Source organism: Limnobacter sp., from assembly GCF_036846585.1.
Taxonomy (GTDB): domain Bacteria; phylum Pseudomonadota; class Gammaproteobacteria; order Burkholderiales; family Burkholderiaceae_B; genus Limnobacter.
In genome coordinates, this window is sequence record NZ_DAIUBR010000012.1 from 52895 (window position 1) to 74606 (window position 21712).

General features: G+C 52.8%; 19 protein-coding genes. 12 read left to right on the forward strand and 7 right to left on the reverse strand.

The window, feature by feature from the left end:
* Window positions 1-2: 2 nt before the first annotated feature.
* A complete protein-coding gene (gene argH / locus V7028_RS07565; RefSeq protein ID WP_334119478.1) occupies window positions 3-1427 on the reverse strand; it encodes an argininosuccinate lyase in 1425 nt (474 codons plus the stop codon).
* A 149-nt stretch (window positions 1428-1576) separates the two neighbouring features.
* On the opposite strand from argH, the gene hemC reads away from it, so the two are divergent.
* From hemC to ppa, 4 genes are read left to right on the forward strand one after another with little or no spacing between them, the layout of a single operon-like run.
* Complete coding sequence (hemC, locus tag V7028_RS07570) at window positions 1577-2509, forward strand: hydroxymethylbilane synthase (RefSeq protein WP_334119479.1); 933 nt, start codon at window positions 1577-1579, stop codon at window positions 2507-2509.
* Window positions 2510-2518: 9 nt separating this feature from the next.
* Window positions 2519-4465: a uroporphyrinogen-III C-methyltransferase gene (locus tag V7028_RS07575; protein ID WP_334119480.1), complete on the forward strand. Its 1947-nt coding sequence runs from the start codon at window positions 2519-2521 to the stop codon at window positions 4463-4465.
* Window positions 4462-5652 (forward strand): heme biosynthesis HemY N-terminal domain-containing protein, encoded by a 1191-nt coding sequence (locus V7028_RS07580; protein ID WP_334119481.1) that lies wholly within the window; start codon window positions 4462-4464, stop codon window positions 5650-5652. Before V7028_RS07575 ends, V7028_RS07580 begins: the two co-directional genes overlap by 4 nt.
* A gap of 51 nt (window positions 5653-5703) precedes the next feature.
* Window positions 5704-6231: an inorganic diphosphatase gene (gene ppa, locus V7028_RS07585; RefSeq protein ID WP_334119482.1), complete on the forward strand. Its 528-nt coding sequence runs from the start codon at window positions 5704-5706 to the stop codon at window positions 6229-6231.
* A 51-nt stretch (window positions 6232-6282) separates the two neighbouring features.
* On the opposite strand, the gene V7028_RS07590 is transcribed toward ppa, so the two are convergent.
* Entirely contained in the window at window positions 6283-7488 is a 1206-nt protein-coding gene (locus V7028_RS07590; RefSeq protein ID WP_334119483.1) for a GNAT family N-acetyltransferase, read from the reverse strand.
* 41 nt (window positions 7489-7529) lie between these two features.
* On the opposite strand from V7028_RS07590, the gene V7028_RS07595 reads away from it, so the two are divergent.
* The 3 genes from V7028_RS07595 (at window position 7530) to fumC (ending at window position 11104) form a co-directional block, all read left to right on the forward strand.
* Entirely contained in the window at window positions 7530-9185 is a 1656-nt protein-coding gene (locus tag V7028_RS07595; protein WP_334119484.1) for an NAD+ synthase, read from the forward strand.
* A complete protein-coding gene (locus V7028_RS07600; protein WP_305565125.1) occupies window positions 9182-9520 on the forward strand; it encodes a P-II family nitrogen regulator in 339 nt (112 codons plus the stop codon). Before V7028_RS07595 ends, V7028_RS07600 begins: the two co-directional genes overlap by 4 nt.
* A gap of 138 nt (window positions 9521-9658) precedes the next feature.
* Window positions 9659-11104 (forward strand): class II fumarate hydratase, encoded by a 1446-nt coding sequence (gene fumC / locus V7028_RS07605; protein WP_334119485.1) that lies wholly within the window; start codon window positions 9659-9661, stop codon window positions 11102-11104.
* Window positions 11105-11117: 13 nt separating this feature from the next.
* Here the strand turns inward: fumC and V7028_RS07610 are convergent, their stop codons facing one another.
* Genes V7028_RS07610 through trxB form a run of 3 tightly spaced genes read right to left on the reverse strand, consistent with a single transcriptional unit; the run spans window position 11118 to window position 13673 of the window.
* Entirely contained in the window at window positions 11118-12026 is a 909-nt protein-coding gene (locus V7028_RS07610) for an alpha/beta fold hydrolase (protein ID WP_334119486.1), read from the reverse strand.
* 25 nt (window positions 12027-12051) lie between these two features.
* Window positions 12052-12675 carry a Smr/MutS family protein gene (locus tag V7028_RS07615; RefSeq protein WP_334119487.1) on the reverse strand — a complete coding sequence of 208 codons (624 nt, stop codon included), beginning with the start codon at window positions 12673-12675 and terminating at the stop codon, window positions 12052-12054.
* A gap of 32 nt (window positions 12676-12707) precedes the next feature.
* On the reverse strand, window positions 12708-13673 hold the full coding sequence (trxB, locus tag V7028_RS07620) for a thioredoxin-disulfide reductase (RefSeq protein ID WP_334119488.1): 966 nt from the start codon (window positions 13671-13673) through the stop codon (window positions 12708-12710).
* 108 nt (window positions 13674-13781) lie between these two features.
* Between trxB and V7028_RS07625 the strand changes: the two genes are divergently transcribed.
* From V7028_RS07625 to serS, 4 genes are all read left to right on the forward strand, one after another.
* A complete protein-coding gene (locus V7028_RS07625; RefSeq protein ID WP_334119489.1) occupies window positions 13782-16094 on the forward strand; it encodes a DNA translocase FtsK in 2313 nt (770 codons plus the stop codon).
* 76 nt (window positions 16095-16170) lie between these two features.
* A complete protein-coding gene (gene lolA, locus V7028_RS07630; RefSeq protein WP_334119490.1) occupies window positions 16171-16806 on the forward strand; it encodes an outer membrane lipoprotein chaperone LolA in 636 nt (211 codons plus the stop codon).
* Window positions 16803-18179: a replication-associated recombination protein A gene (locus V7028_RS07635; protein ID WP_334119491.1), complete on the forward strand. Its 1377-nt coding sequence runs from the start codon at window positions 16803-16805 to the stop codon at window positions 18177-18179. Before lolA ends, V7028_RS07635 begins: the two co-directional genes overlap by 4 nt.
* Window positions 18180-18263: 84 nt before the next feature.
* Window positions 18264-19553 (forward strand): serine--tRNA ligase, encoded by a 1290-nt coding sequence (gene serS, locus V7028_RS07640; protein WP_334119492.1) that lies wholly within the window; start codon window positions 18264-18266, stop codon window positions 19551-19553.
* Window positions 19554-19608: 55 nt separating this feature from the next.
* Here serS and V7028_RS07645 read toward each other — a convergent pair whose 3' ends face one another.
* Together V7028_RS07645 and V7028_RS07650 are read right to left on the reverse strand one after the other, a co-directional pair.
* The gene (locus tag V7028_RS07645; RefSeq protein ID WP_334119493.1) at window positions 19609-20178 is read right to left on the reverse strand and encodes a hypothetical protein; all 570 of its coding nucleotides are present in this window, start codon (window positions 20176-20178) and stop codon (window positions 19609-19611) included.
* Window positions 20179-20369: 191 nt separating this feature from the next.
* Complete coding sequence (locus tag V7028_RS07650; protein ID WP_334119494.1) at window positions 20370-20756, reverse strand: GIY-YIG nuclease family protein; 387 nt, start codon at window positions 20754-20756, stop codon at window positions 20370-20372.
* A 229-nt stretch (window positions 20757-20985) separates the two neighbouring features.
* On the opposite strand from V7028_RS07650, the gene V7028_RS07655 reads away from it, so the two are divergent.
* The gene (locus tag V7028_RS07655) at window positions 20986-21711 is read left to right on the forward strand and encodes an NYN domain-containing protein (RefSeq protein WP_334119495.1); all 726 of its coding nucleotides are present in this window, start codon (window positions 20986-20988) and stop codon (window positions 21709-21711) included.
* Window position 21712: the final 1 nt, after the last annotated feature.

Genomic DNA, 21712 nt, shown 5'->3' on the forward strand with positions numbered 1-21712 from the left:
GCTTAAAGACCCAGGCGTACGCGGGTTTGCGCTGCAGCGGCTTTGACCTGGTCGGGGTTGGTGCCGCCGATGTGGTTGCGGGCTTGCAATGACCCTTCCAGGGTCAGCACCGCGCACAATGCGTTGTCCACCAAATCATCGGTGTACCCAAGTTCGGTCAATCGCAAGGCCTCTTGCAGTTGTGGCACGGTCAGTTGTTCCAGCCCGCATTGCTGTGTGTCGCAATAACGCACTGCACGGGCAACTGCCTCGTGTGCATCTCGAAATGGCATGCCGCGTTTAACCAAGGCATCGGCCAGGTCTGTTGCAGTGGCGTAGCCTTCCAGCGTGGCTGCGCGCATGTTGTCAGCTTTGACCTGAATGCCTTCGACCATTTCCGCAAAAATGGTCAGGGTGTCCACCACGGTGTCTACGGTGTCAAACAGGGGCTCCTTGTCTTCCTGGTTGTCTTTGTTGTAAGCCAGTGGCTGGCCTTTCATCAGAGTGAGCAGGCCCATCAAGTGGCCGTATACACGGCCTGTTTTACCACGCGCCAGTTCGGGTACGTCCGGGTTTTTCTTTTGCGGCATGATGGAAGAGCCGGTGCAGAAACGATCGGGCAGGTCAATGAAGGCATAGCGCTGGCTCATCCAGATAATCAGTTCTTCAGACAGGCGCGACACATGCATCATCAAAATGCTGCTGGCCGAGCAAAACTCGATTGCAAAATCTCTGTCGGACACCGAATCAAGGCTGTTGCGGGTGGGTGCATCGAATTCAAGCAGTTCTGCCGTGCGGTTGCGGTTGATCGGGAATGTGGTGCCTGCCAGTGCGGCGGCCCCCAAGGGCATGCGGTTCATGCGTTTGCGGCAGTCTTGCATGCGCTCCAGGTCACGTTCAAACATTTCTGCATAAGCCAGCAAGTGGTGCCCAAATGTAACGGGTTGTGCCACTTGCAGGTGGGTGAAACCGGGCATGACGGTGTCGTGGTTGCGCTCAGCAACATTCACCAGCGCACCAATCAGGGTGTTGATCAGGCCCGCAATGCGGTCAACTTCGTGGCGCAGGAACAGGCGAATGTCGGTGGCCACCTGATCATTGCGCGAACGGCCCGTGTGAAGGCGTTTGCCGGCATCGCCCACCAGTTCGGTCAGACGGCGCTCAATGTTCAGGTGCACGTCTTCCAGGTCAAGTTGCCATTCAAACTGGCCAGCGCGAATTTCATCCAGAATCTGCTTCATGCCACCTTCAATGGCTTGCAGGTCGGCTTGCTCAATTACTCCTTGTTCTGCCAGCATTGTGGCGTGGGCCAGCGATCCCTGAATGTCAAATTCAGCCAGTCGCTTGTCGAAAAACACGGACGCGGTGTAGCGTTTCACCAGTTCAGACATGGGTTCGTTGAAACGGGCTGACCAAGCTTCCTGTTTTTTGGACCATTGGTTCGACATGGGGAATCCTTTATGCACTTTGGAGTAGGGCCTAATTATAAAGGTTTGGCGTGCTAGACTTTCGTCATAAACCCGTTCTCACGGCCAAGCTGTGGGGATTTGATTGAAAATTTCCTACTGAGTCGCGACTTGTCGTGTCGCCAAACTGAATGAAAATACGAATTGCGTCCAGAGAAAGCCGACTCGCCATGTGGCAGGCCGAGCATGTCCGAGATCTTTTGCTGGCTTTGCCAGAGGTGTCAGCTGTTGAAATTGTGGGCATGACCACCCAGGGCGATCAGATTCTTGATCGTTCGCTGGCCAAAATAGGCGGCAAAGGCCTGTTCATCAAGGAACTTGAATACGCTTTGCTGGAAGGGCGCGCCGATCTGGCTGTGCATTCGGGTAAAGACATTCCTATGGACGTGGATCCCGAATTTCGTTTGCTGGGCTTCATGACCCGTGAAGATCCGCACGACGCATTTGTTTCCAACCACTACAACAGCCTGGCAGAAATGCCGACAGGCGCTATTGTGGGCAGTTCCAGCTTGCGCCGGCAAGCCCAGGTGCTGGCTCGATTCCCGCATTTGAAGGTCGAGCCATTGCGCGGCAACCTGGACACCCGCTTGGGCAAACTGGATTCAGGCCAATACCAGGCCATTGTGCTGGCCGCAGCCGGTTTGAAGCGTTTGGGCCTTCATTCCCGCATTCGGAACGTAATTGATTCAACCGACATGTTGCCGGCGGTGGGGCAAGGTGCCTTGGGGCTTGAAATTCGCAAAAATGATTCGCTGTTGGCCGGTGTGGCTGGGCGGTTAATTGACCCTGTGTGCACTGCTTTGGTCAGCGCCGAGCGTTCAGTGTCCAAGGCCTTGGGTGGCAGCTGCCAGGTACCCATTGCTGGCTATGCCACCTTGAACAACGCGCACACATTTACCTTGCGTGCCTTGGTGGCCAGCCCGGACGGTTTGTCAGTGATTGAAAAAAGCGCCTCAGGCGCAGTTGATCGTTGGCAGGAAGTGTCTGACGAGGTAATCAAAGACCTGCTGAACGAAGGCGCGCAAGAATTGATCGACACAGCAGTTCAACAATTCAATGGGTAGAACATTGACATGACCCACACTTTGGTCGTTTGCAAACCCAGATTGCCCGAACGTTATGTGGCACAGCAGGCTGATTTAAAGCGTGAGCTTTCACAGGCGCAGCATGCTGAGGAGGTTATTTATTTTCCGGTCTTTGAGCTGGTTCCCGACAGTCTGTCCATGGCCGGCATTCAGAATTGGCTAAATACACAGACCGATCGGCAAAACCGTATCATCGTGTTTGTCAGCCCGTCGGTTATTGAAATTGCATTGACCTATTTGGGTGCCTGGCCTGCTGACAACGTGTATTGCGGCGTGATGGGCAAGCAAAGCGCCAAACTGGCACTTCAAATGGGCATTCCCAAAGAAAAAATTATTGCCCCCACGGGCAGCAGTGGCGACGAAACAGAGGATTCCGACGGCCTTGCCCGCCTGATGAGCAAGCACTTTGGGCAAGGCAGCTGTGAGGTGCTGGTTTGCAAGGGGCCACGCGGGCGGGTGGAGTTTTCAGAAAAACTGCATGCGATGAAACACTTGGTCACTGTGCTGGAGTGCTACGATCGACGTGTGATTGAACAAACCGACAGCCAGTGCGAAAAGTTGTTCAGCAAGGCGGATACAGCTGTGTTGTGGATCACCAGCAGCGAAACCATTGCGGTACTGGATCAGCAGTTGAAACAGAAATCGGCAGACCGATTGGAGCAATTGCGCCAAAAGGCTACCCTGTTGACCACCCACCCGCGCATTACTGCCAAATGCGTGGAATTGGGATACGCCCATGTTGTAGAGATTGCAACAGGGATACAATCAGTCAATTCATGGCTTAAATCCAACAAGAAGAGCATGGACAACAACAAACAAATTTCAGCAAGCGCAACATTCCAAGCGCCACCCACTGCGCCATCCCAAGAGCAACCCGGCAACCAGTGGCTAGGCAAAGCGGCGTTTTTCATTTCCGTGGTCAGTTTTGTGTTGATTCTGTTGATTGCTTTTGCAGGCAAGAATCAAATTGAAAAAACCCGCATGGCTTTTGGCGAGCGCATTCAAAAAGAATCGACCACGCTGGATTTGGTGAAGGAAGAAATTGGCAAATCAGGCGATTTGACCAAAGACCTGAAAACGCGTTTTGACTTGCTTAAGCTTGCACAGAAAGAAGAGGCAAGCCAGCGCGCCAGCCTTGAAGAGGTCTACAACCGCTTGTTGGCCAGCCGAACCGAAGTGTCGCTTAGTGAGGTCGAACAGCTGATTTCAATTGCCAAGCGCCAGCTTTACTTGCTGGGCAATGTGAATGGCGCATCCATTGCCTTGTCGCAGGCCATCGAGTTGCTTGAGGGTACGGAAAAGCCGTCACTGTTGAACTTGCGTACCGCGCTGGAAACGGATTTGTCTGAAATCAAGGCACTGCCAAGCGATGATTTGCTGAAGTTGGCCATTTCGCTGGATGCGGTGATCAACTCGGTTGAAAGTTTGCCCACCTTGTCCAGCGTGCAGGCGAAAACCGATCAAACTCTGGCTGAAATGACAGAGGAACCGGTTGCCGTTGAACCAGCAGAAACTCAACAAAATGCCACAACAGAGCAAGGCCTTCAAAAGGCCTGGGGAGCCGTAAAGAAGGTGGCTCAAATCGTGTGGTACGACATCAAGTCGCTGGTTGAGGTGACAAAGGTTAGCAGCCCGGATGTGCTGATGCTGTCCAATCGCCAGGAAATTGATCTGCGAAACACTTTGAGGCTTTCGCTTCTGAACGCCCGAATTTCCCTGCTGTCCAGGCAGGCCACGCTTTTGAAGTCAGACCTTGAGCGCTCGTCGACCTTGCTGGCAACTTACTTCGACACCAAATCACTTCAGGTGCAGCGCGCACAAACCGTGATTGCTCAAATCAATGAAGTACAACTTGATTTGGTGTTGCCTGAATTGCAAGCCACAACAGCGGCCTTGCGCCTGGCTGTGGCAGGCCAGCAGGGGGAGCGCCAATGAGGCAGTTGATTGGCTTGTTGCTGGTGGTGGTGGTTGCTGTGGCCATCACATTGATGGCGCAAGGCAACGCATCGAAAGTACTGGTATTTTTCGGCCAATACCGAATTGACATGTCGCTGAACTTTGTCATTCTGGCAATTCTGTTGCTGTTTTTGACGATGCATGTGGTGCTGCGAGCCTGGCGTGCATCAAGCCAGTTACCGGGAAAATTCAAGGAATACTGGATGAACCGCAAGCAGGCGGCCTTGTTGAAAGCCAATACTCAAGGCTTGATTGCGTTGATCACAGGCGATGAACTAGGTGCGCAAAAGGCTTTGAACCATGCCAGCAAAACAGGAATTGAAACTGACTTGAGTTATCTGATTCGTGCCATGTCAGCAATTCAGGCAGACCGTTTTGATGTGGCCGAGGAAATTCTGAATCAGGAAAAGGCCAAAGTGGGCGAGCATTCGCATGCGCTGGTGGTGTTGCGCAGCAAGGTGGCTTTGTCTAAAAAAGATTTCTCCGCTGCGCTTTCCATGCTTGAAGCCATGGACCCACTGGCCGCCAAATTGCCCCAGGTTCAGCGTTTGCGAATGTTGGCCTTGATCGGCCTTGCGCGTTGGCAAGATGCATTGGTTCAGTACCGCGCCTGTGTGGCTTCGGCTGCGCTGACCGGCGGGGAGAAGAACGAAGCACTTGCGCGAATTTACGTGGGTTTGTGCGAGGCGGCTGGTGTGGATCCCGAAAAAATGAAGCAGGTGCTTTCCCATGCAAAACCTGCCGAACTGGAAGGGGTGGGTGTGTTGCGGGCTTTGGCTTTGGGCCTGATGCGTTGTGGCTTGGTGACAGCATCCAGAAAAATGCTTGAAACAGCCCTGAGCAACCAGTTCAACAAGGATTTGTTGCCAATTTACCATCAGGTTGCCGTGCTGGAACCTCGCGAGGCACTGCCCAACGTTGAGCGCCTGCTGGCCCAGCAACCGGCGGACTTGCGTTTGCTGGAACTGGCCGCGGATGTGTGTGAACGCGAGCAGCTTTGGGGCAAGGCCATTTCAAGATTTGAAGCGGTGTACGCCAAGCAGCCTTCGGCCCACGTGGCAGGCAAGCTTGAGAAGCTGTACGAGGCTGCCAATCAGGGCGAGCGGGCCAAAGCCTGGCGTGAGAAATTGAACAATCACCTTCGGAACGACCGTCAGCTTGCTTAAAGCATTATTCGATACAATACGAAAAATTTTTATTTTGAAGGACTGATCAGCATGGGCTACGAAAGCATTTCCCCCGGGAAGGACATTCCCAACGACGTGAACGTGATCATTGAGATCGCAGCGAATTCCGACCCGGTGAAGTACGAAATTGACAAAGAAAGCGGCGCGTTGTTTGTGGATCGCTTTGTGGGCACTTCCATGCAATACCCCTGCAACTACGGTTACATTCCACAAACTCTGGCTGCCGATGGCGACCCCGTGGATGTACTGGTGATGACCCCGTTCCCGCTGCAGCCGGGCTGCGTGGTACGTGTTCGCCCCATCGGCATGTTGAAAATGACCGATGAATCAGGCGGCGATGCCAAGTTGCTGGGTGTGCCAGTTGAAAAACTGTTGCCACAGTACAAGCACTATCAAAGCATTTCAGACGTTCCCCAGGAATTGCTGGCCCGTATTCAACACTTCTTTGAACACTACAAAGACCTTGAAAAAGGCAAGTGGGTCAAAATTGAAGGTTGGGGCGACATGACCGATGTTGAAAAAGAAATTCGTGACGGTGTGGCCAATTACGAAGGCTGATGCCTTTGGTTATTCATAGCTCGAAAAAAGCCAGCCTTCGGGTTGGCTTTTTTATTGCTCCAGTACAGTGCCGGCTCGAAAAGCCGTGTGCTCACTTAATTCCGTGGCGTAGGCCTGAAGGTGCGCTTTTTCACGTTGAAGAAAGTTTTCAATCGGCAGTTTGAATTCGTTGGCGTGCACATAGTGGGCGCTGATCATGGTTTGCGGGTTTAAACCACGCGCCATTTTGTGTTCACCTTGCGCACCGCCTTCAAACCACTCAATGCCCTGTTCAATGGCAAATTCAATGGCCTGGTAATAACACAACTCGAAGTGCAGGCAAGGCAGGTTTTCAATGCAACCCCAGTAGCGCCCGTATAGCCTTTCGTCGCTGTAGATAAAAAACGAACTGGCCACGGGCACGCCCTGCAAGGTGGCTTGCACCAACAACACCTGTTCGCCCATCGTGGTACACAGTTGCTTGAAAAATTCCAGATTCAAATAAGGGCTGGAGAAATGTTCCATGTAGGTGCGGCTGTAACACTGGTAAAAAAACTCCAGCTGTTCCGCTGTTACACCGGTGCCATGAATTCGCTGAATTTCAAGCCCTTCGATGTGCGCCTTGCGTCGTTCCGCACGAATGTTTTTTCGTTTTTTCTGATTCAGGCTGTCCAGAAATTCATCAAACTCACTGAATGCTTTTCCGCGCTGCGGATTGAAATTGTGCCAGTGAAATTGCACCACATGACGGCTGCTGTTGTTCAAACTGGTGGCCGCACCGAGCAACAGTTGTTGATCTTGCCCGGTTAAAAAAAGGGCATGCAGGGTTGAAATTTGGGTACCCAGCAATTCCGTGTTCTCGGCTGCCTGCCAGGTTAGCTGGGCCAAACCTTGGGCCAGGGCCTTGCCCGCTTCAGGGGTGGCATGCAGCACCTTGGGTGCCAGCACGGGTGTGAATGGAATGGCGCACAGCAGCTTGGGGTAGTAGCGTTGGCCACTGCGCTCGTAGGCCTGCGCCCAAGCCCAGTCGAACACATATTCGCCATAGGAATGGGATTTCAGGTAAAGGGGCATGGCGGCCAGTAGTTCACCGGCATCGCCATGAATGGCCAAATGCAATGGTCCCCAGCCTGTTTCTGCCGTGGCACAGCCACAGCTTTCCAGTGCCAGCAGGTATTCATGCCGAAGGGCAGGGTGAAGCACACCACCATTGCATTGGCATACAAGTGAATTCCATTCAGCTTGTGCGATCTCGCCAATCGATTGGCAAATCTGCATGCGATAATTCATAAAAGCCACAACTACTATGCAGGTACCCCGTGAGTTTATCCCGAGTCCGATTGGCCATTGCGCAGTTGAACCTGACTGTGGGCGATTTAAAAGGCAATTGCGCAAAAATTACTGAATATGCGCAAAAAGCGGCGGCTCAGGGTGTGCGAATTTTGCTCACACCTGAACTTTCAATCACAGGTTATCCGCCCGAAGACCTGTTGTTGCGCCCGTCGTTTCAGCGGCAAACGGAAGCAGCTTTCAATAAACTGCGTGAAGGGCTCGCCGCGCTGGATTTGTATGTGGTGGTTGGCCACCCGGTAAGTCGTGAAGGCGAATTGTTCAACGCTGCGTCTGTGCTTCACAAGGGGCAGGTGGTGGGCATGTATCACAAACATGATTTGCCCAACCGCGAAGTGTTTGATGAACAACGTTACTTCACGCCCGATAACCGGCCGCTGGTTTTTGAGGTGGACGGCATTCGCTTCGGTATCAACATTTGCGAAGACACCTGGAACCGCTATGCACCCGAGGCCGCTGCAGCGGCGGGTGCAGAAGTTCTGCTGGTGCCCAATGCCTCGCCTTACCACATGGGCAAGCAAACCATTCGCAAATCGATGGTGGCGCAACGCGTGCAGGAAACAGGCATGGCGATTGTGTATGCCAACATGCTGGGCGGGCAGGATGAGCTGGTGTTCGACGGCGCTTCCTTTGCGATGGATGGCAAGCAACACGTGGCCATGCGCCTGCCGCAATTTCAGGAAGCCTTGGCTGTGCTGGATGCAGTGGCATGTCCCGGTGAGCCGATTGTGCTGGAACCACACCAACCCTGCACACCTGAACTTGAATTGACTGCACAGGTTTATGAAGCCCTGAAAATGGGTGTTCATGACTATGTAACGAAAAACCGTTTTCCCGGCGCCATCATTGGCTTGTCGGGGGGGGTTGATTCGGCGTTAACACTGGCCATTGCGGTGGACGCACTGGGTGCTGACAAAGTGCGCGCGGTCATGATGCCTTCGCCGTACACCGCGGATATTTCTCTGGATGATTCCCGCGACATGGTCAAGCGTCTGGGTATTCAGTACGAGGAAATTTCCATTCAGGATTGCATGACGGCGTTTGATTCCAGCCTTGCGCCCTTGTTCAAGGGGTTGGCGGCAGACACCACTGAGGAAAACCTGCAGGCCCGAATTCGCGGCACCATGCTGATGGCGATTTCAAATAAAACAGGCCGCATTGTTTTAACCACTGGCAACAAAAGCGAAATGGCCACAGGGTATTGCACGCTGTATGGCGACATGGCCGGTGGCTTTGCGGTGATCAAAGACATTTTCAAGACACTGGTTTACCAGCTTTGTGAATACCGCAACAGCTTGTCGGAAGTCATACCCACGCGCATCATCACACGCCCGCCTTCGGCAGAATTGCGGCCCGATCAGGTGGACCAGGACAGCCTGCCGTCTTATGATGTACTGGATGCCATTTTGGCGCGCTACATGGAAAAAGATGAATCCGTGGAAAACATCATTGCAAGCGGCTTTCAAACGGCAGACGTGATCAAGGCTGTTAAACTGCTTCGTATCAACGAATACAAAAGAAGACAGGCGCCCGTGGGTATTCGGGTCACGCATCGGGCATTCGGTCGTGACTGGCGCTATCCGATTACATCCAAGTTCAACGATCTAGAAGGATTCCAAGAATGAAACTGGTCAGCGCAATCATCAAACCATTCAAGCTGGACGAAGTGCGTGAAGCATTGTCAGAAGTTGGCGTTACCGGCCTTACCGTGACTGAAGTGAAGGGTTTTGGCCGCCAGCGTGGTCATACCGAGTTGTACCGCGGTGCTGAATACGTGGTCGATTTTCTGCCCAAGGTAAAAATTGAACTGGTGATCGAAGACAAGCTGGTCGATCAGGCTATTGAAGCCATTCAAAATGCTGCGCGCACCAACAAAATTGGCGACGGCAAGATTTTCGTGACTGATGTAGAACGCGTGATCCGCATTCGCACTGGCGAGCAGGGCGAAGCGGCGATCTAATCGGGCTTGGGGCGGACTAAGCATATGGGGTCGCCTCTGTTTAACAAATAAATGTGCGTAGCAGCGCACAGACAGCCCCCAGGGGGCGTTAATTTAATTGTTCAGAGACGTTTCTTCAGCCACGGGAGACCAAGGGCTATGCATCCTCCTCAACATCGATCATCTTCCACCACCCCTAACTCCGACGGTTTACGCACCGTCTCGGACAGTTTCGGCGCCGTCAGCCTGCCAAAAGGTGTTTTGTGGGGTGCACAAACTGCACGCAGCTTGCAGTTTTTTGCAATTGGTGAACAGCGCATGCCCATTGATATTATTCATGCGCTGGCCTTGATCAAATGGGCGGCGGCTTGCGTCAATGGTGATTTGATGCTTCAAAAACCTTTGTTGGCACGTGCCATTGCTATAGCGGCCGACAGGGTGGCCGCTGGTGAGTTTGATGACGAGTTTCCTCTGTCCGTCTGGCAGACTGGCTCAGGCACGCAAAGCAATATGAATGTCAATGAAGTGATTGCAAGCCTGGCATCTCAAGATCTTATGCAGGGCGTGGACTTCGATCAAAAAATTCATCCCAACGACGATGTCAATCTGGGGCAATCGTCAAACGACGTGTTCCCGACGGCCATGCACCTTGCCGTTGGTTTGAAGGTGAAATCTACCCTGTTGCCTGCGCTCGACGAATTGATGAGAGCGCTGGCCGCCAAAGCCCTGGAATTCGAGTCGATCATCAAAATTGGCCGGACCCACCTGCAAGATGCCACACCCATCACTTTCGCACAGGAGTTTGGCGGCTATTGCGCGCAGCTTCAGCTTTGCCAGCAGAGCCTGCTGTCCTCGATAGATGCGGTGTACAAGCTGGCCATTGGCGGTACAGCCGTTGGCACCGGTTTGAACACCCATCCCGATTTCGGCCAACGGGTGGCCAGTATATTGGCCTCTCGATTGGGAATGCCTTTTGCCCAGGCCGATAACCTGTTTGCAGCCATGGCCGGTCACGAGGCTTTGGTGGCATTTCACGGTGCTTTAAAAATGCTGGCTGTTGCATTGACCAAAATTGCCAACGACATCCGGTTGATGGGTAGCGGGCCGCGTGCTGGTTTGGGTGAACTGATGCTGCCGCAAAATGAACCCGGCAGTTCCATCATGCCGGGCAAGGTTAATCCAACCCAGGTGGAGGCGCTGACCATGGTGTGTGCTCAGGTCATGGGGCATGACGCTGCCATCGGTTTCGCGGCAAGCCAGGGGCAGTTCGAGCTGAACGTTTACAAACCCCTGATCGCCTTGAACACGCTTGATAGCCTGCGTTTGCTGGCCGATGCCATGCACAGTTTTACCCGGCATTGCGTGTCAGGGCTGGTGGTGAATCAAATGCGGGCCGACGAGTTGTTGCAAAGCTCCCTGATGTTGGTCACAGCTTTGGTACCGCATATTGGTTACGAACGGGCCGCCAAGATCGCCAAACAGGCTCAGGCCAACAACTGCACGCTAAGGGAGGCCGCATTGGCATCCAAGGCCGTGACGGCTGCGCAGTTTGATCAATGGGTTGACCCGTCCAAAATGCTAAGTCCCTCTACCAAGAAAGCGTAAAAACGCCCAGCCATCACCCAAGGTGGCTGTGAATGATTTCCGCAAATGTGGGTGCCAAAGGTTCGGGCAAATCATGGCCCAACCCCTTGATCAAATGAAGCCTTGAATTGGGCACCAGCTTGGCGATTCGTTCTGAACACGCCTTTTTCAATAACGGGTCGTCCAGCCCGTGAATCACACAAGTGGGCACTTTAATTTCCCGTGTGTAATCCTCAATCGATCCTGTGGCCACCACACAATGGGTTTGGCGCAGCACGCCAGCCGGTTTGTAGGCCCGCTGGTATGAGTTTCTGGCGCGTTCGCGCAGCCTGGCCGGGTCAGCCGGGTAGCCAGGGCTTCCAATGGCCGTGAACACACGTTCAACGTGCTCCACCACATCATCAATTTTCTGGCTTTTCGGTTTTTTCAGGAACATGTTGTGCAACACATTCGGCGTGGGCATGGGCAGCTTCGGGTTGTTCGTGCTTGACATCAAGGTGACCAGCTTCCCGATTTTCTCCGGTGCCTTGGCCGCCACAATTTGCGAAATCATGCCGCCCATGGAAATGCCCAGCAAGTGCGGGCGCTTCAGGTTCAAGGTTTCAATCAGGCCAATTGCATCGTTGGCCATGGTGTCAAGTTTGTAATTGGTGGGGGTTTGCAAGCCCAGCTTGTTGCGAATGAATGTGGCGGGCACATTCACCTTCATGCTGGTGGGGTGCTGGTCACTTAGCCCAATGTCGCGGTTGTCAAAGCGCACCAGGCGGTAGCCGCGTTCAAGCAGGGGGGCGCAGAATTCATCATTCCACATGGTTAATTGGCAACCCAGGCCAGCCACCATAAAAATGGTTTCGCCATCTGTGGGGCCAGCTGTTTCCCAAGCCATGTTCAGCCCGGTTGTATTCGATTTGGCAAAGCCTTGTTGCCATTCAATTTGCGTCATTGGCGCGTGTCTCCGTTGTTGTTTTTTATTGTCGAGCTTTCAATATCACCAGCAGGGCACCTGCGCCACCATCGCGAGGTGGGGCCTGGCAAAAAGCAAGCACTTCGTCTTTTTGCACCAGCCAGCGTTTTACTTTTTCTTTCAGGACAGGTTCTTTACCAACTGAACCCAAGCCCTTGCCGTGAATGATTCTGACACAACGAATGTCATGTTTTACGCTTGATCGCAGAAATTCACCCACAGCGGTGCGCGCTTCGTCCGAACGCAGCCCATGCAAATCGATTTGCGACTGAATTACCCACTGACCCTTTCGCAACTTTTTGAGCGCTTCAACGCCCACACCGTTTCGGCGATAGGAAAGTTTGTCGTCGGTTTCCAGAAACCGCTCAACATCCATTTCATCGGAAATGCTTTCCCACAGCACGGCTTCATCGTCCAGTTCTCGTTGGCGGGCAATGGGTGCCGGTTTTTTCAGTTCGTGAAGTTTCAGGTTTGCATCGGGCAGGGGAGTGACATCGCTGACCAGTTTTTTGAACAGGTTCGCCTCAATCAGCAGTTTTTTTTGTTCAGCAGCCTTTATTTTCTCCAGCCGCTCTGCCTCCAGGCGCTGCTCTTTGAGCGAGCGCCTGACATCTTCAAGATCAGCCATGGAGTTCAGCTTTTTCATGGCAGCAAAAAGGTTTAGCCTTCCTGGGATTCCAGCCAGCGCTGCGCATCCAGTGCGGCCATACAACCGGTGCCCGCACTGGTAATCGCTTGGCGGTATACGTGGTCTTGCACGTCGCCGGCAGCAAAAACGCCGTCAATGCTGGTCATGGTGGCCAAGCCGTTCAAGCCGCTACGGGTGGTAATGTAACCACCTTTCATCTCGATCTGACCTTCGAAAATGTCGGTGTTGGGCTTGTGGCCAATTGCGATAAACACGCCTTGCAGCGCCAAATCCTGGGTTTCACCGGTTTTTGTCGATTTAATGCGTGCGCCATTCACACCCATTTCATTGCCCAGCACTTCGTCCAGGGTGTAATCGATCTTCAGCTCGATTTTCCCTTCTTTTACCTTGTCCATCATTTTGTCGATCAAAATGGCTTCGGCCTTGAACTTGTCGCGGCGGTGAATTACGGTTACTTTCTTGGCAATGTTGCTCAGGTACAGCGCTTCTTCTACGGCTGTGTTGCCGCCACCCACCACGCACACGTCCTGGTTGCGGTAGAAAAAGCCATCGCAGGTTGCGCAGGCAGACACGCCTTTGCCGGCAAATGCTTCTTCAGAAGGCAAGCCCAGGTACATGGCACTGGCGCCGGTGGAAATAATCAATGCATCGCAGGTGTACACGCCCGAGTCACCTTTTAGCGTGAATGGACGTTGTTTCAGTTCCACGGTGTGAATGTGATCAAAAATGATCTCTGTGTTGAAACGCTCTGCGTGGGCCAGAAAACGGTTCATCAGGTCTGGGCCTTGTACGCCCTCGGCATCGGCAGGCCAGTTGTCCACGTCGGTGGTGGTCATCAATTGGCCACCTTGGGCCATGCCGGTGATTAAAACAGGATTCAAATTGGCGCGGGCGGCGTACACTGCAGCAGTGTATCCGGCAGGGCCAGATCCCAAAATCAGTACTTTGGCGTGGCGTGGCGTGTTAGAACTGGTCATTGCTACCTCTTTTGTGCTTCAAATGGTGTCTGTTCGAGATATTTCGCTCGAACTTTGTCAGAATACAGACTTCAATTATATGCTGCATTGCGGGCTACTCTTATTACAGTGAATTCCAGGACCACACAAAATACAGGCACCCTTCGAATCAGCAAGCTGTTGCTGGAAATTCGTTGGCTATGCCTGCTTGTCTTCTCCATCTATCTATTTTTGATTCTGGTGTCGCACAGCAGTCAAGACGACAGCTTTTCCCATGAATCCGGCAGCAATGTGGTCGGCAACTTCGGTGGGTCAGTGGGGGCGCATTTGTCCGACCTGTTGTTCTTTATCGCCGGTTACTCGGCCTACGCCTTGTTGGGTTTGTCCTTTTTCATGCTGTGGCGCGCCCGCAAAATGGTAGATGCAATTGACTTGCCCGGGTTCAGCGAGCCTTTGCCTAAATGGCTGCCTTGGGTGCGCCCCATCGGATTTACTGTGCTGTGGGTCGGCTTGATGGGGCTTGAATCCCTGTCGATTTTCAAGGGCGAGGGCTTGCCAGCCGGTGCCGGGGGTGTTGTGGGGCAAACCATTGCCAGCATTTTTCAACAGTTCCTGGGGTTGTCGGGCGCAGTCATGCTGCTGCTGTTGTGCACCGCTGCCGGCATGAGCGGCCTGCTGGGCCTGAGTTGGGCGGTGATGGCCGAACGCGTGGGCGGTTTTCTTGAAAGCTTGGTGTTCAAAGTTCAAGAACTGATTAATGCCTATTTTGACCGCAAGGAAGGCAAAAAAGTCGCCCTGGCTCGCGTTGAAAAAATAGAACAAAAACGCGAGAAATTTGAAGAACACAAGCCAATTCGAATCGAACCGGTGGCCGTGGCCGCCGAACCTTCGGTTCAGGCCATCAAGGAGAAACAGCAACCTTTGTTTGCTGACCTGACTGAAACCGAATTGCCGCCGCTGGGCTTGCTCGACGAGGCGCCCGCGGTTATAGAAACCGTGTCGGCCGACACACTTGAGTACACTTCGCGCTTAATTGAAAAAAAGTTGAGCGACTTTGGCGTGCAGGTACAGGTGATGGCGGCGCAGCCCGGCCCGGTGATTACCCGTTTCGAGGTTGAGCCTGCTGCGGGCGTGAAGGGTTCTCAGGTTGTGAATTTGGCCAAAGACCTGGCCCGTGCGCTTAGTTTGGTGTCCATCCGCGTGGTGGAAACCATTTATGGCAAAAACCTGATGGGCCTGGAATTGCCCAACCCGCGCCGCCAGGTGGTCAAGTTGACGGAAATTCTGGGGTCGCAGGTGTACAGCACTAACAAGTCGCCTGTCACCATGGCGCTTGGAAAAGACATTTCAGGCAAGCCAGTGGTGGCCGACCTGGCCAAAATGCCGCACCTGCTGGTGGCGGGCACCACGGGCTCGGGCAAGTCGGTGGGTATTAACGCCATGATTTTGTCGCTGCTGTACAAAAGCGGCGCCGAAGACGTGCGCTTGATTCTGATCGACCCAAAAATGCTTGAAATGAGCGTTTATGAGGGCATTCCACACCTGCTTTGCCCGGTGGTCACAGACATGCGCCAGGCAGCCAACGCCTTGAACTGGGCCGTGGGCGAAATGGAAAAACGCTACCGCCTGATGAGCAAAATGGGTGTGCGCAACCTGGCGGGCTACAACGTTAAAATTGCCGAGGCGAAGAAAAACGGCACCAGCATTCCAAACCCGTTCAGCCTGACACCCGATGCGCCCGAGCCGCTCGACACATTGCCCATGCTGGTGATTGTGATCGACGAGCTGGCCGACCTGATGATGGTGGTGGGCAAGAAAATTGAAGAACTGATTGCACGCCTGGCCCAAAAAGCCCGAGCCGCCGGTATTCATTTGATATTGGCCACACAGCGGCCATCGGTGGATGTAATCACCGGCTTGATCAAGGCCAACATTCCAACCCGAATTGCGTTTCAGGTTTCATCGAAAATCGATTCCCGCACCATTCTTGATCAAATGGGCGCTGAAGCGCTTCTTGGCCAAGGCGATATGTTGTACTTGCCACCTGGTTCAGGCGTGCCCCAGCGTGTGCACGGCGCCTTTGTATCCGATGAAGAAGTACACCGCGTGGTGGAATACCTGAAAGAGAAGGGTGGAGAACCCAACTACATTGAAGGCATTCTCGAAGGCGGCACTGCCGAAGAGGGCGGCAACGCCAGCATGGACGCCACAGCCGGCAGTTTTGATGGCGAGAAAGACGCCCTTTACGACCAAGCAGTTGGCATTGTTCTGAAGCACCGCCGCGCCTCCATTTCATTTGTGCAGCGCCACTTGCGCATTGGTTACAACCGTGCGGCGCGCTTGCTGGAAAGCATGGAACAGGCCGGTTTGGTGTCGGCCATGCAATCGAACGGCAACCGGGAAATTCTGGCCCGTGCCGAGGCCGGGCAAGACGATGATTAAGTTAGGTTAAGTGTGTTTACTCCCCGTAGCCGTATGCGTTATTTGAGGTGTAACACCCAACAGGAAGTAGAAATTCATGCGCATTCAACAGTTTTTTGCTCGTACTCTTTTGGCGCTGGCCATGGTAGCGGGTGCAAGTTCAGCGGCTTGGGCTTCAGCCCAAGATGCATTGAACAATTTTGTTAAAAACCGCGGTTTTGCAGAAGGGCAGTTCAGCCAGGTGGTTATATCGCCCAGCGGTGCTGTAAAACAAAAAGGCACCGGGGAATTTACCTTCTCGCGCCCTGGCAGGTTTCGCTGGGAAATCAAGAAGCCTTACCCTTTGCTGTTGTTGTCCAATGGCACCACGGTGGTTTCTTATGATGAAGACATGGGCCACGCAACCCAAAAGCCCATCGGCAATGCCATAGACTCCACACCCGTTGCATTGCTTTTTGGCAGCAAGGATGTCGACAAGCTGTTCGACCTGAAAGACGAAGGCATGAAAGACGGCAAGGAATGGCTGATCATCAAACCGAAAGACAAAGACAACCTGTTTGACTACGCCCGCATTGGCTGGAAAGACGGTTTGCCGGTGAGCCTGGAAATTCATGATGCCTTGGGGCAGGTCACCCAACTGGAATTGACCAATTGGGATTTTTCAAAACAACGCCCCGCCAGCTATTTTGATTTCAAAGCCCCTGCGGGTGTAGACCTTATTCGCACACAATGACTTCCGACTTGTTTGGCGACGAATCTTTGCACGCTGCTCAGTTGCCACCCGGCAACCAGGCCGCTGAGGCGCATGGGGGTGCGGTGAAGGGGTCGGTGCCTTTGGCCGAACGCATTCGGCCAAGCCAGCTTGCCGAAGTGGTTGGCCAAACCCACCTGCTGGGGCCGGGCAAACCGCTTACCTTGCTGTTCGAGCAGCAACATGTTCACTCGCTGATTCTGTGGGGCCCACCCGGCGTGGGCAAAACCACCTTGGCCCGTCTGTTGTCGGGTGCCGCCAAAGCACAATTTATTGCCTTGTCGGCCGTGCTTTCCGGGGTGAAGGAAATTCGCGCGGCCATTGATCAAGCCAGCGAGTATGCCAAGCTTGGCAAATCCACTATTTTGTTCATCGACGAAATTCACCGTTTCAACAAATCGCAGCAAGATGCGCTTTTACCTTTTGTTGAATCGGGCTTGGTGACCTTCATTGGCGCAACCACTGAAAACCCTTCATTTGAGGTGAATTCAGCGTTGTTGTCGCGCTCGCAAGTGTATGTGCTCAACAGCTTGAACACAGATGATTTCGCACGACTGCTGGAGCGCGCACAACTTGAACTGGGCACAGAAATTAATGTAGAAAGCGATGCTTTCGATGCCCTGTGTGCCTACGCCGATGGCGATGCACGCCGCTTTTTGAATCTGGTTGAAATTACACTGCTTCAAACCAAGGCACAGGGCCTGGACAGGCTGAATTTGCCTGCCCTGAAACAAATAGCGCCCTCCCAAATTCGCCGGTTCGACAAGGGGGGCGATGCGTTTTACGACCAAATTTCAGCCTTACACAAATCAGTGCGTGGTTCCGATCCAGATGCAGCCCTGTACTGGTTTTGCCGCATGCTTGATGGTGGCGCTGACCCCCGTTACATGGCCCGCCGCATTGTGCGCATGGCCTGGGAAGACATTGGGCTGGCTGACCCGCGTGCTTTTACCATTGCGAACGAGGCCGCGCAAACCTACGAGCGCCTTGGCAGCCCTGAAGGCGAATTGGCCTTGGCCCAGTGCGTGCTGTACCTGGCCATTGCCGCAAAAAGCAATGCAGGTTACAACGCCTACAAACAGGCCATGGCCCATGTGAAGCAAAGCAGCTCCATGCCAGTGCCCATGCATTTGCGCAATGCCCCCACCAAGTTGATGAAAGAACTGGGGCATGGTTCAGGCTACCGGTATGCCCACGATGAAGAAGCAGGGCACGCCGCAGGCGAAAGCTATTGGCCCGAAGGCATGCAGCCCCCACAGTTTTATCAGCCCACAGACCGCGGGTTGGAGGGTAAAATTGCAGAAAAGCTGAATTGGCTTGCCCAGCGCAATGCCCAAGCCCGTCAAAAAAAGTAAGAAGCGCCCGTGTTTGCCCTCACCGGGCTTGAAGTTTTAGTACCATCACCGCTATTCACACCAACCGCATTTCGAGAAATTTTCATGCTAGACATTCAATTGCTTCGCAAAGACCTGACCAATGTGGCAGAACGACTGGCCCAACGTGGTTACAGCCTCGACATCGGGCAGTTCAATGCGCTTGAAAGCCAACGCAAGCAACTGCAAACCAGCACCGAAGAATTGCAAGCCAGGCGCAACAGCATGTCCAAGCAAATTGGCCAGTTAAAGGCCAAGGGTGAAGATGTTTCCGCTGTCATGGCGGAAGTGTCGGGCCTGGGCGATGAATTAAAGCGCAATGAAACCGATTTGACTGCATTGCAAGAAGAAGTGAACGCATTTTTGTTGAACATTCCGAACCTGCCGCATGAATCGGTGCCCGCCGGTAAATCAGAAGAAGACAACGTTGAGTTGCGCCGCTGGGGCACCCCCGCCAATTTTGACTTTGAAGTGAAAGACCATGTGGACGTGGGTGTGAACCTGGGTTTGGATTTTGAAACCGCAGCCAATTTGTCGGGCTCCCGTTTTGCTGTGTTGAAAGGCCAAATTGCCAAACTTCACCGTGCCTTGGCCCAGTTCATGCTCGATACACACACGGAGCAGCACGGCTATACCGAGCATTACACGCCCTACATTGTGCGCGGTGAAACCTTGAAAGGCACGGGCCAGCTTCCAAAGTTTGCCGATGACCTGTTTTCCGTGAAAAAGGGCGGAGAAGAGGGCACTTCCGAACCTTTGTACCTGATTCCAACCGCAGAGGTCACATTGACCAACCTGGTGGCCGGCCAAATTTTGAAGACAGGTGACTTGCCCATCAAAATGACTGCGCATTCGCCTTGTTTCCGTTCCGAAGCGGGCAGCTATGGCCGCGACACCCGCGGCCTGATTCGCCAGCACCAGTTCGACAAAGTGGAAATGGTGCGCATTGAGAACCCTGAACATTCCTATGCTGCTTTGGATGAAATGACCCAGCACGCCGAAAATATTCTGCAAAAGCTGGGTTTGCCCTATCGCGTGATTGTGCTGTGCACCGGCGACATGGGGTTTGGTTCAACCCGTACGCATGACATAGAGGTGTGGCTGCCCGCCCAAAACACCTACCGCGAAATTTCTTCATGCTCGAACTGTGAAAGCTTTCAGGCACGTCGCATGAAAGCCCGTTTCAAAAATGAAGCGGGAAAAACCGAGTTTGTACACACCTTGAACGGTTCGGGTTTGGCTGTTGGACGCACCCTGGTGGCTGTGCTTGAGAACTATCAGCAGGTCGATGGTTCTGTGAAGGTACCCGAGGTACTGCAGCCCTACATGGGAGGAAAAACCGTATTGAGTGCTTAAGTTGTCTGTGCTGGCACCCAAAGGTGCCTTTAATTCAAATCAATGTCTTCAATATTCACTGCGCGCCAACAGTCGCCTTGATGGCTGCGATGAATTTCTCGCTTTGCGTGATGTTGCAGACAGTGGCCTCTAGGCCATGGCGTGCCGATGCCAAGCGAATAAAGCGCTCCATGCGGCGAATTTCGTGTTTGTTCCAGCGCACTGTGAATGACACAACCCGGTTATTGTCAATCCACACATTGCTGGGTTTTAGGAACATGAAATCGCCCAAAGCCAATTTGGGTAAACCGACCTGACCTGTTGCATCCAAGCCGGTAAATTGCACCAAGAGGGGAGTTCCGTTTTGAAGCCAAGCGTTGTGTTCAACGGCGTCGCAAAAAATTGAGCAGGTCGACCAAGTCAAGCCGCTGTAGCGAACCATGAATGCCAAGCGGGATTCTTCGAAATTATCTGTTACGTCAGAGCCAACTGCAGCCAAGTCTTCAGGTTTTACTTTAAGAGAAAGTAATTCCTGTTCTAGTGTGTTGTAGGCAATGCTTGAACGAATTTGATCCGGAATTGGCTTCACTTGAAGCCAATGGAACAGGCAATAAGACCGGGTCAAGCGCTCTGCAATAGAACTCATGGTGAACTCCTGATAAAACATGCTACAACGTTATTGGTACTGACTTCAAGATCTTTTAGATTTAGAGTAGGAGCTCCACTCCACTTTTCCAGTCGCCCCATGTTCAGTTGGTGCCGGAATCGAAAAAAAAGTTCGAATACTTATAACGTATGGTGTTTTATTAGGAATACAACAATTTCAAAAATTCTCACTTAAGCTGCTTTCTCCTGTTTTTTCTGCTGTTGATTGCGGTTTTCGCGCTCTTCAACAAACTGGGGCAACAGGTCGTCCCAATCCGGGTTTAACGATTCAATCAGCAATAGCCGCATGTCACGGGGCCAGTTGCGAACCCTGCGCAGGCGGGCAGCAAATTTGTCGTGGTCTGTCCAAATCTCGAAGTAAACCAAGCGGTCTAGCCGGTGGTAATGGGCATAGTCGCGGCGCAGGCCCGCTAGGTGTTCATTCATTCGCGCCTGCAAACAGTTGGTGTCACCAAGATACAAAGGACCATTGGGCTTGCTGTTGGACAAGATGTAGAGCCAGTACTTCTCTGGTTTGCTGGTGTTCTCTTGCAAACTGTTGTCCAGGTTTTCGCTCAATTCACCCTCCACGCCAATGAGTTATAAGGTTGATAAAAAATATGTAAGTACAATACTGATTTATTGTATGTGCAATGCTTATTTTGTGGTGATTAATTCTCCCTCTTAATGGTTGCCCCTATCGCCCTTTTTGACCGATGTTCGGTGGTAGTATATTTATGGAGCACTATTTCCTTCATTGGAAGATTAATTTTTAGTTGAATTTTATATTTATTTATCAAGGGCTTGTATGCTTACTGCTATCCTCGTGGATGGGCCTTTCTTCATTCGACGAATCCGTCAGATATTCCCAAGCTCGGTTCATCACGATGCCAAGGTGATGGCTGACTTGGTGTGGCGGCTTTCTGCGGCACATCTTTTTGAGCGCAATCAGCCAAAGCGGCACCTGTTCCGGATTTTCTTTTATGACACACCGGTGTTTACCCAGCGGGTTACCTTGCCGGTGTCGAAACAACAGATTGACTTGTCCAAGTCCAGGGAAGGCCAGTTCAGGGTTGCTTTTCAGCGTCAACTGCAGCGGAAACGGAAACTGGCGGTGAAGCTGGGCGAGGCCAGGGAGGCCGATACATGGAAATTAAACGAAGATGCACTTGCTGATTTACTGAACAAGCGCATTGCAGTTGACGATTTGGCAGATGAGGATTTCACGCCCGACTCCCATCCAAGGGGCATCGAGCTTAGAATGGGCGTCGATCTGGCCACTCTGGCCTACAAGCGGCAGGTTCAACAGGTGGTATTGCTGACCGGTGATGGCGCATTTTCCAGCGCGGCTGAATTGTTGCGTCATGAAGGCGTTGATGTGGTGCTGGATCCAATGTGGCAGAACATATCAGAAGAATTATTCTCTTACATTGACGGGCTTCGGTCCACCTGCCCACCGCCCGAACGGGCGGCTGATTTTCTGGCCAGAATTGGTTCAGACAACTTCGAGCAGGAAGACCTTCCTGCTGAATAAA

Excerpts from the sequence above, each read along its gene's own strand:
- argH (WP_334119478.1), bottom strand. The coding sequence starts at position 1,427 with ATGTCGAACCAATGGTCCAAAAAACAGGAAGCTTGGTCAGCCCGTTTC.
- hemC (WP_334119479.1), top strand. The coding sequence starts at position 1,577 with ATGAAAATACGAATTGCGTCCAGAGAAAGCCGACTCGCCATGTGGCAG.
- V7028_RS07575 (WP_334119480.1), top strand. The coding sequence starts at position 2,519 with ATGACCCACACTTTGGTCGTTTGCAAACCCAGATTGCCCGAACGTTAT.
- V7028_RS07580 (WP_334119481.1), top strand. The coding sequence starts at position 4,462 with ATGAGGCAGTTGATTGGCTTGTTGCTGGTGGTGGTGGTTGCTGTGGCC.
- ppa (WP_334119482.1), top strand. The coding sequence starts at position 5,704 with ATGGGCTACGAAAGCATTTCCCCCGGGAAGGACATTCCCAACGACGTG.
- V7028_RS07590 (WP_334119483.1), bottom strand. The coding sequence starts at position 7,488 with ATGCAGATTTGCCAATCGATTGGCGAGATCGCACAAGCTGAATGGAAT.
- V7028_RS07600 (WP_305565125.1), top strand. The coding sequence starts at position 9,182 with ATGAAACTGGTCAGCGCAATCATCAAACCATTCAAGCTGGACGAAGTG.
- fumC (WP_334119485.1), top strand. The coding sequence starts at position 9,659 with ATGCATCCTCCTCAACATCGATCATCTTCCACCACCCCTAACTCCGAC.
- V7028_RS07610 (WP_334119486.1), bottom strand. The coding sequence starts at position 12,026 with ATGACGCAAATTGAATGGCAACAAGGCTTTGCCAAATCGAATACAACC.
- V7028_RS07615 (WP_334119487.1), bottom strand. The coding sequence starts at position 12,675 with ATGGCTGATCTTGAAGATGTCAGGCGCTCGCTCAAAGAGCAGCGCCTG.
- trxB (WP_334119488.1), bottom strand. The coding sequence starts at position 13,673 with ATGACCAGTTCTAACACGCCACGCCACGCCAAAGTACTGATTTTGGGA.
- lolA (WP_334119490.1), top strand. The coding sequence starts at position 16,171 with ATGCGCATTCAACAGTTTTTTGCTCGTACTCTTTTGGCGCTGGCCATG.
- V7028_RS07635 (WP_334119491.1), top strand. The coding sequence starts at position 16,803 with ATGACTTCCGACTTGTTTGGCGACGAATCTTTGCACGCTGCTCAGTTG.
- serS (WP_334119492.1), top strand. The coding sequence starts at position 18,264 with ATGCTAGACATTCAATTGCTTCGCAAAGACCTGACCAATGTGGCAGAA.
- V7028_RS07645 (WP_334119493.1), bottom strand. The coding sequence starts at position 20,178 with ATGAGTTCTATTGCAGAGCGCTTGACCCGGTCTTATTGCCTGTTCCAT.
- V7028_RS07655 (WP_334119495.1), top strand. The coding sequence starts at position 20,986 with ATGCTTACTGCTATCCTCGTGGATGGGCCTTTCTTCATTCGACGAATC.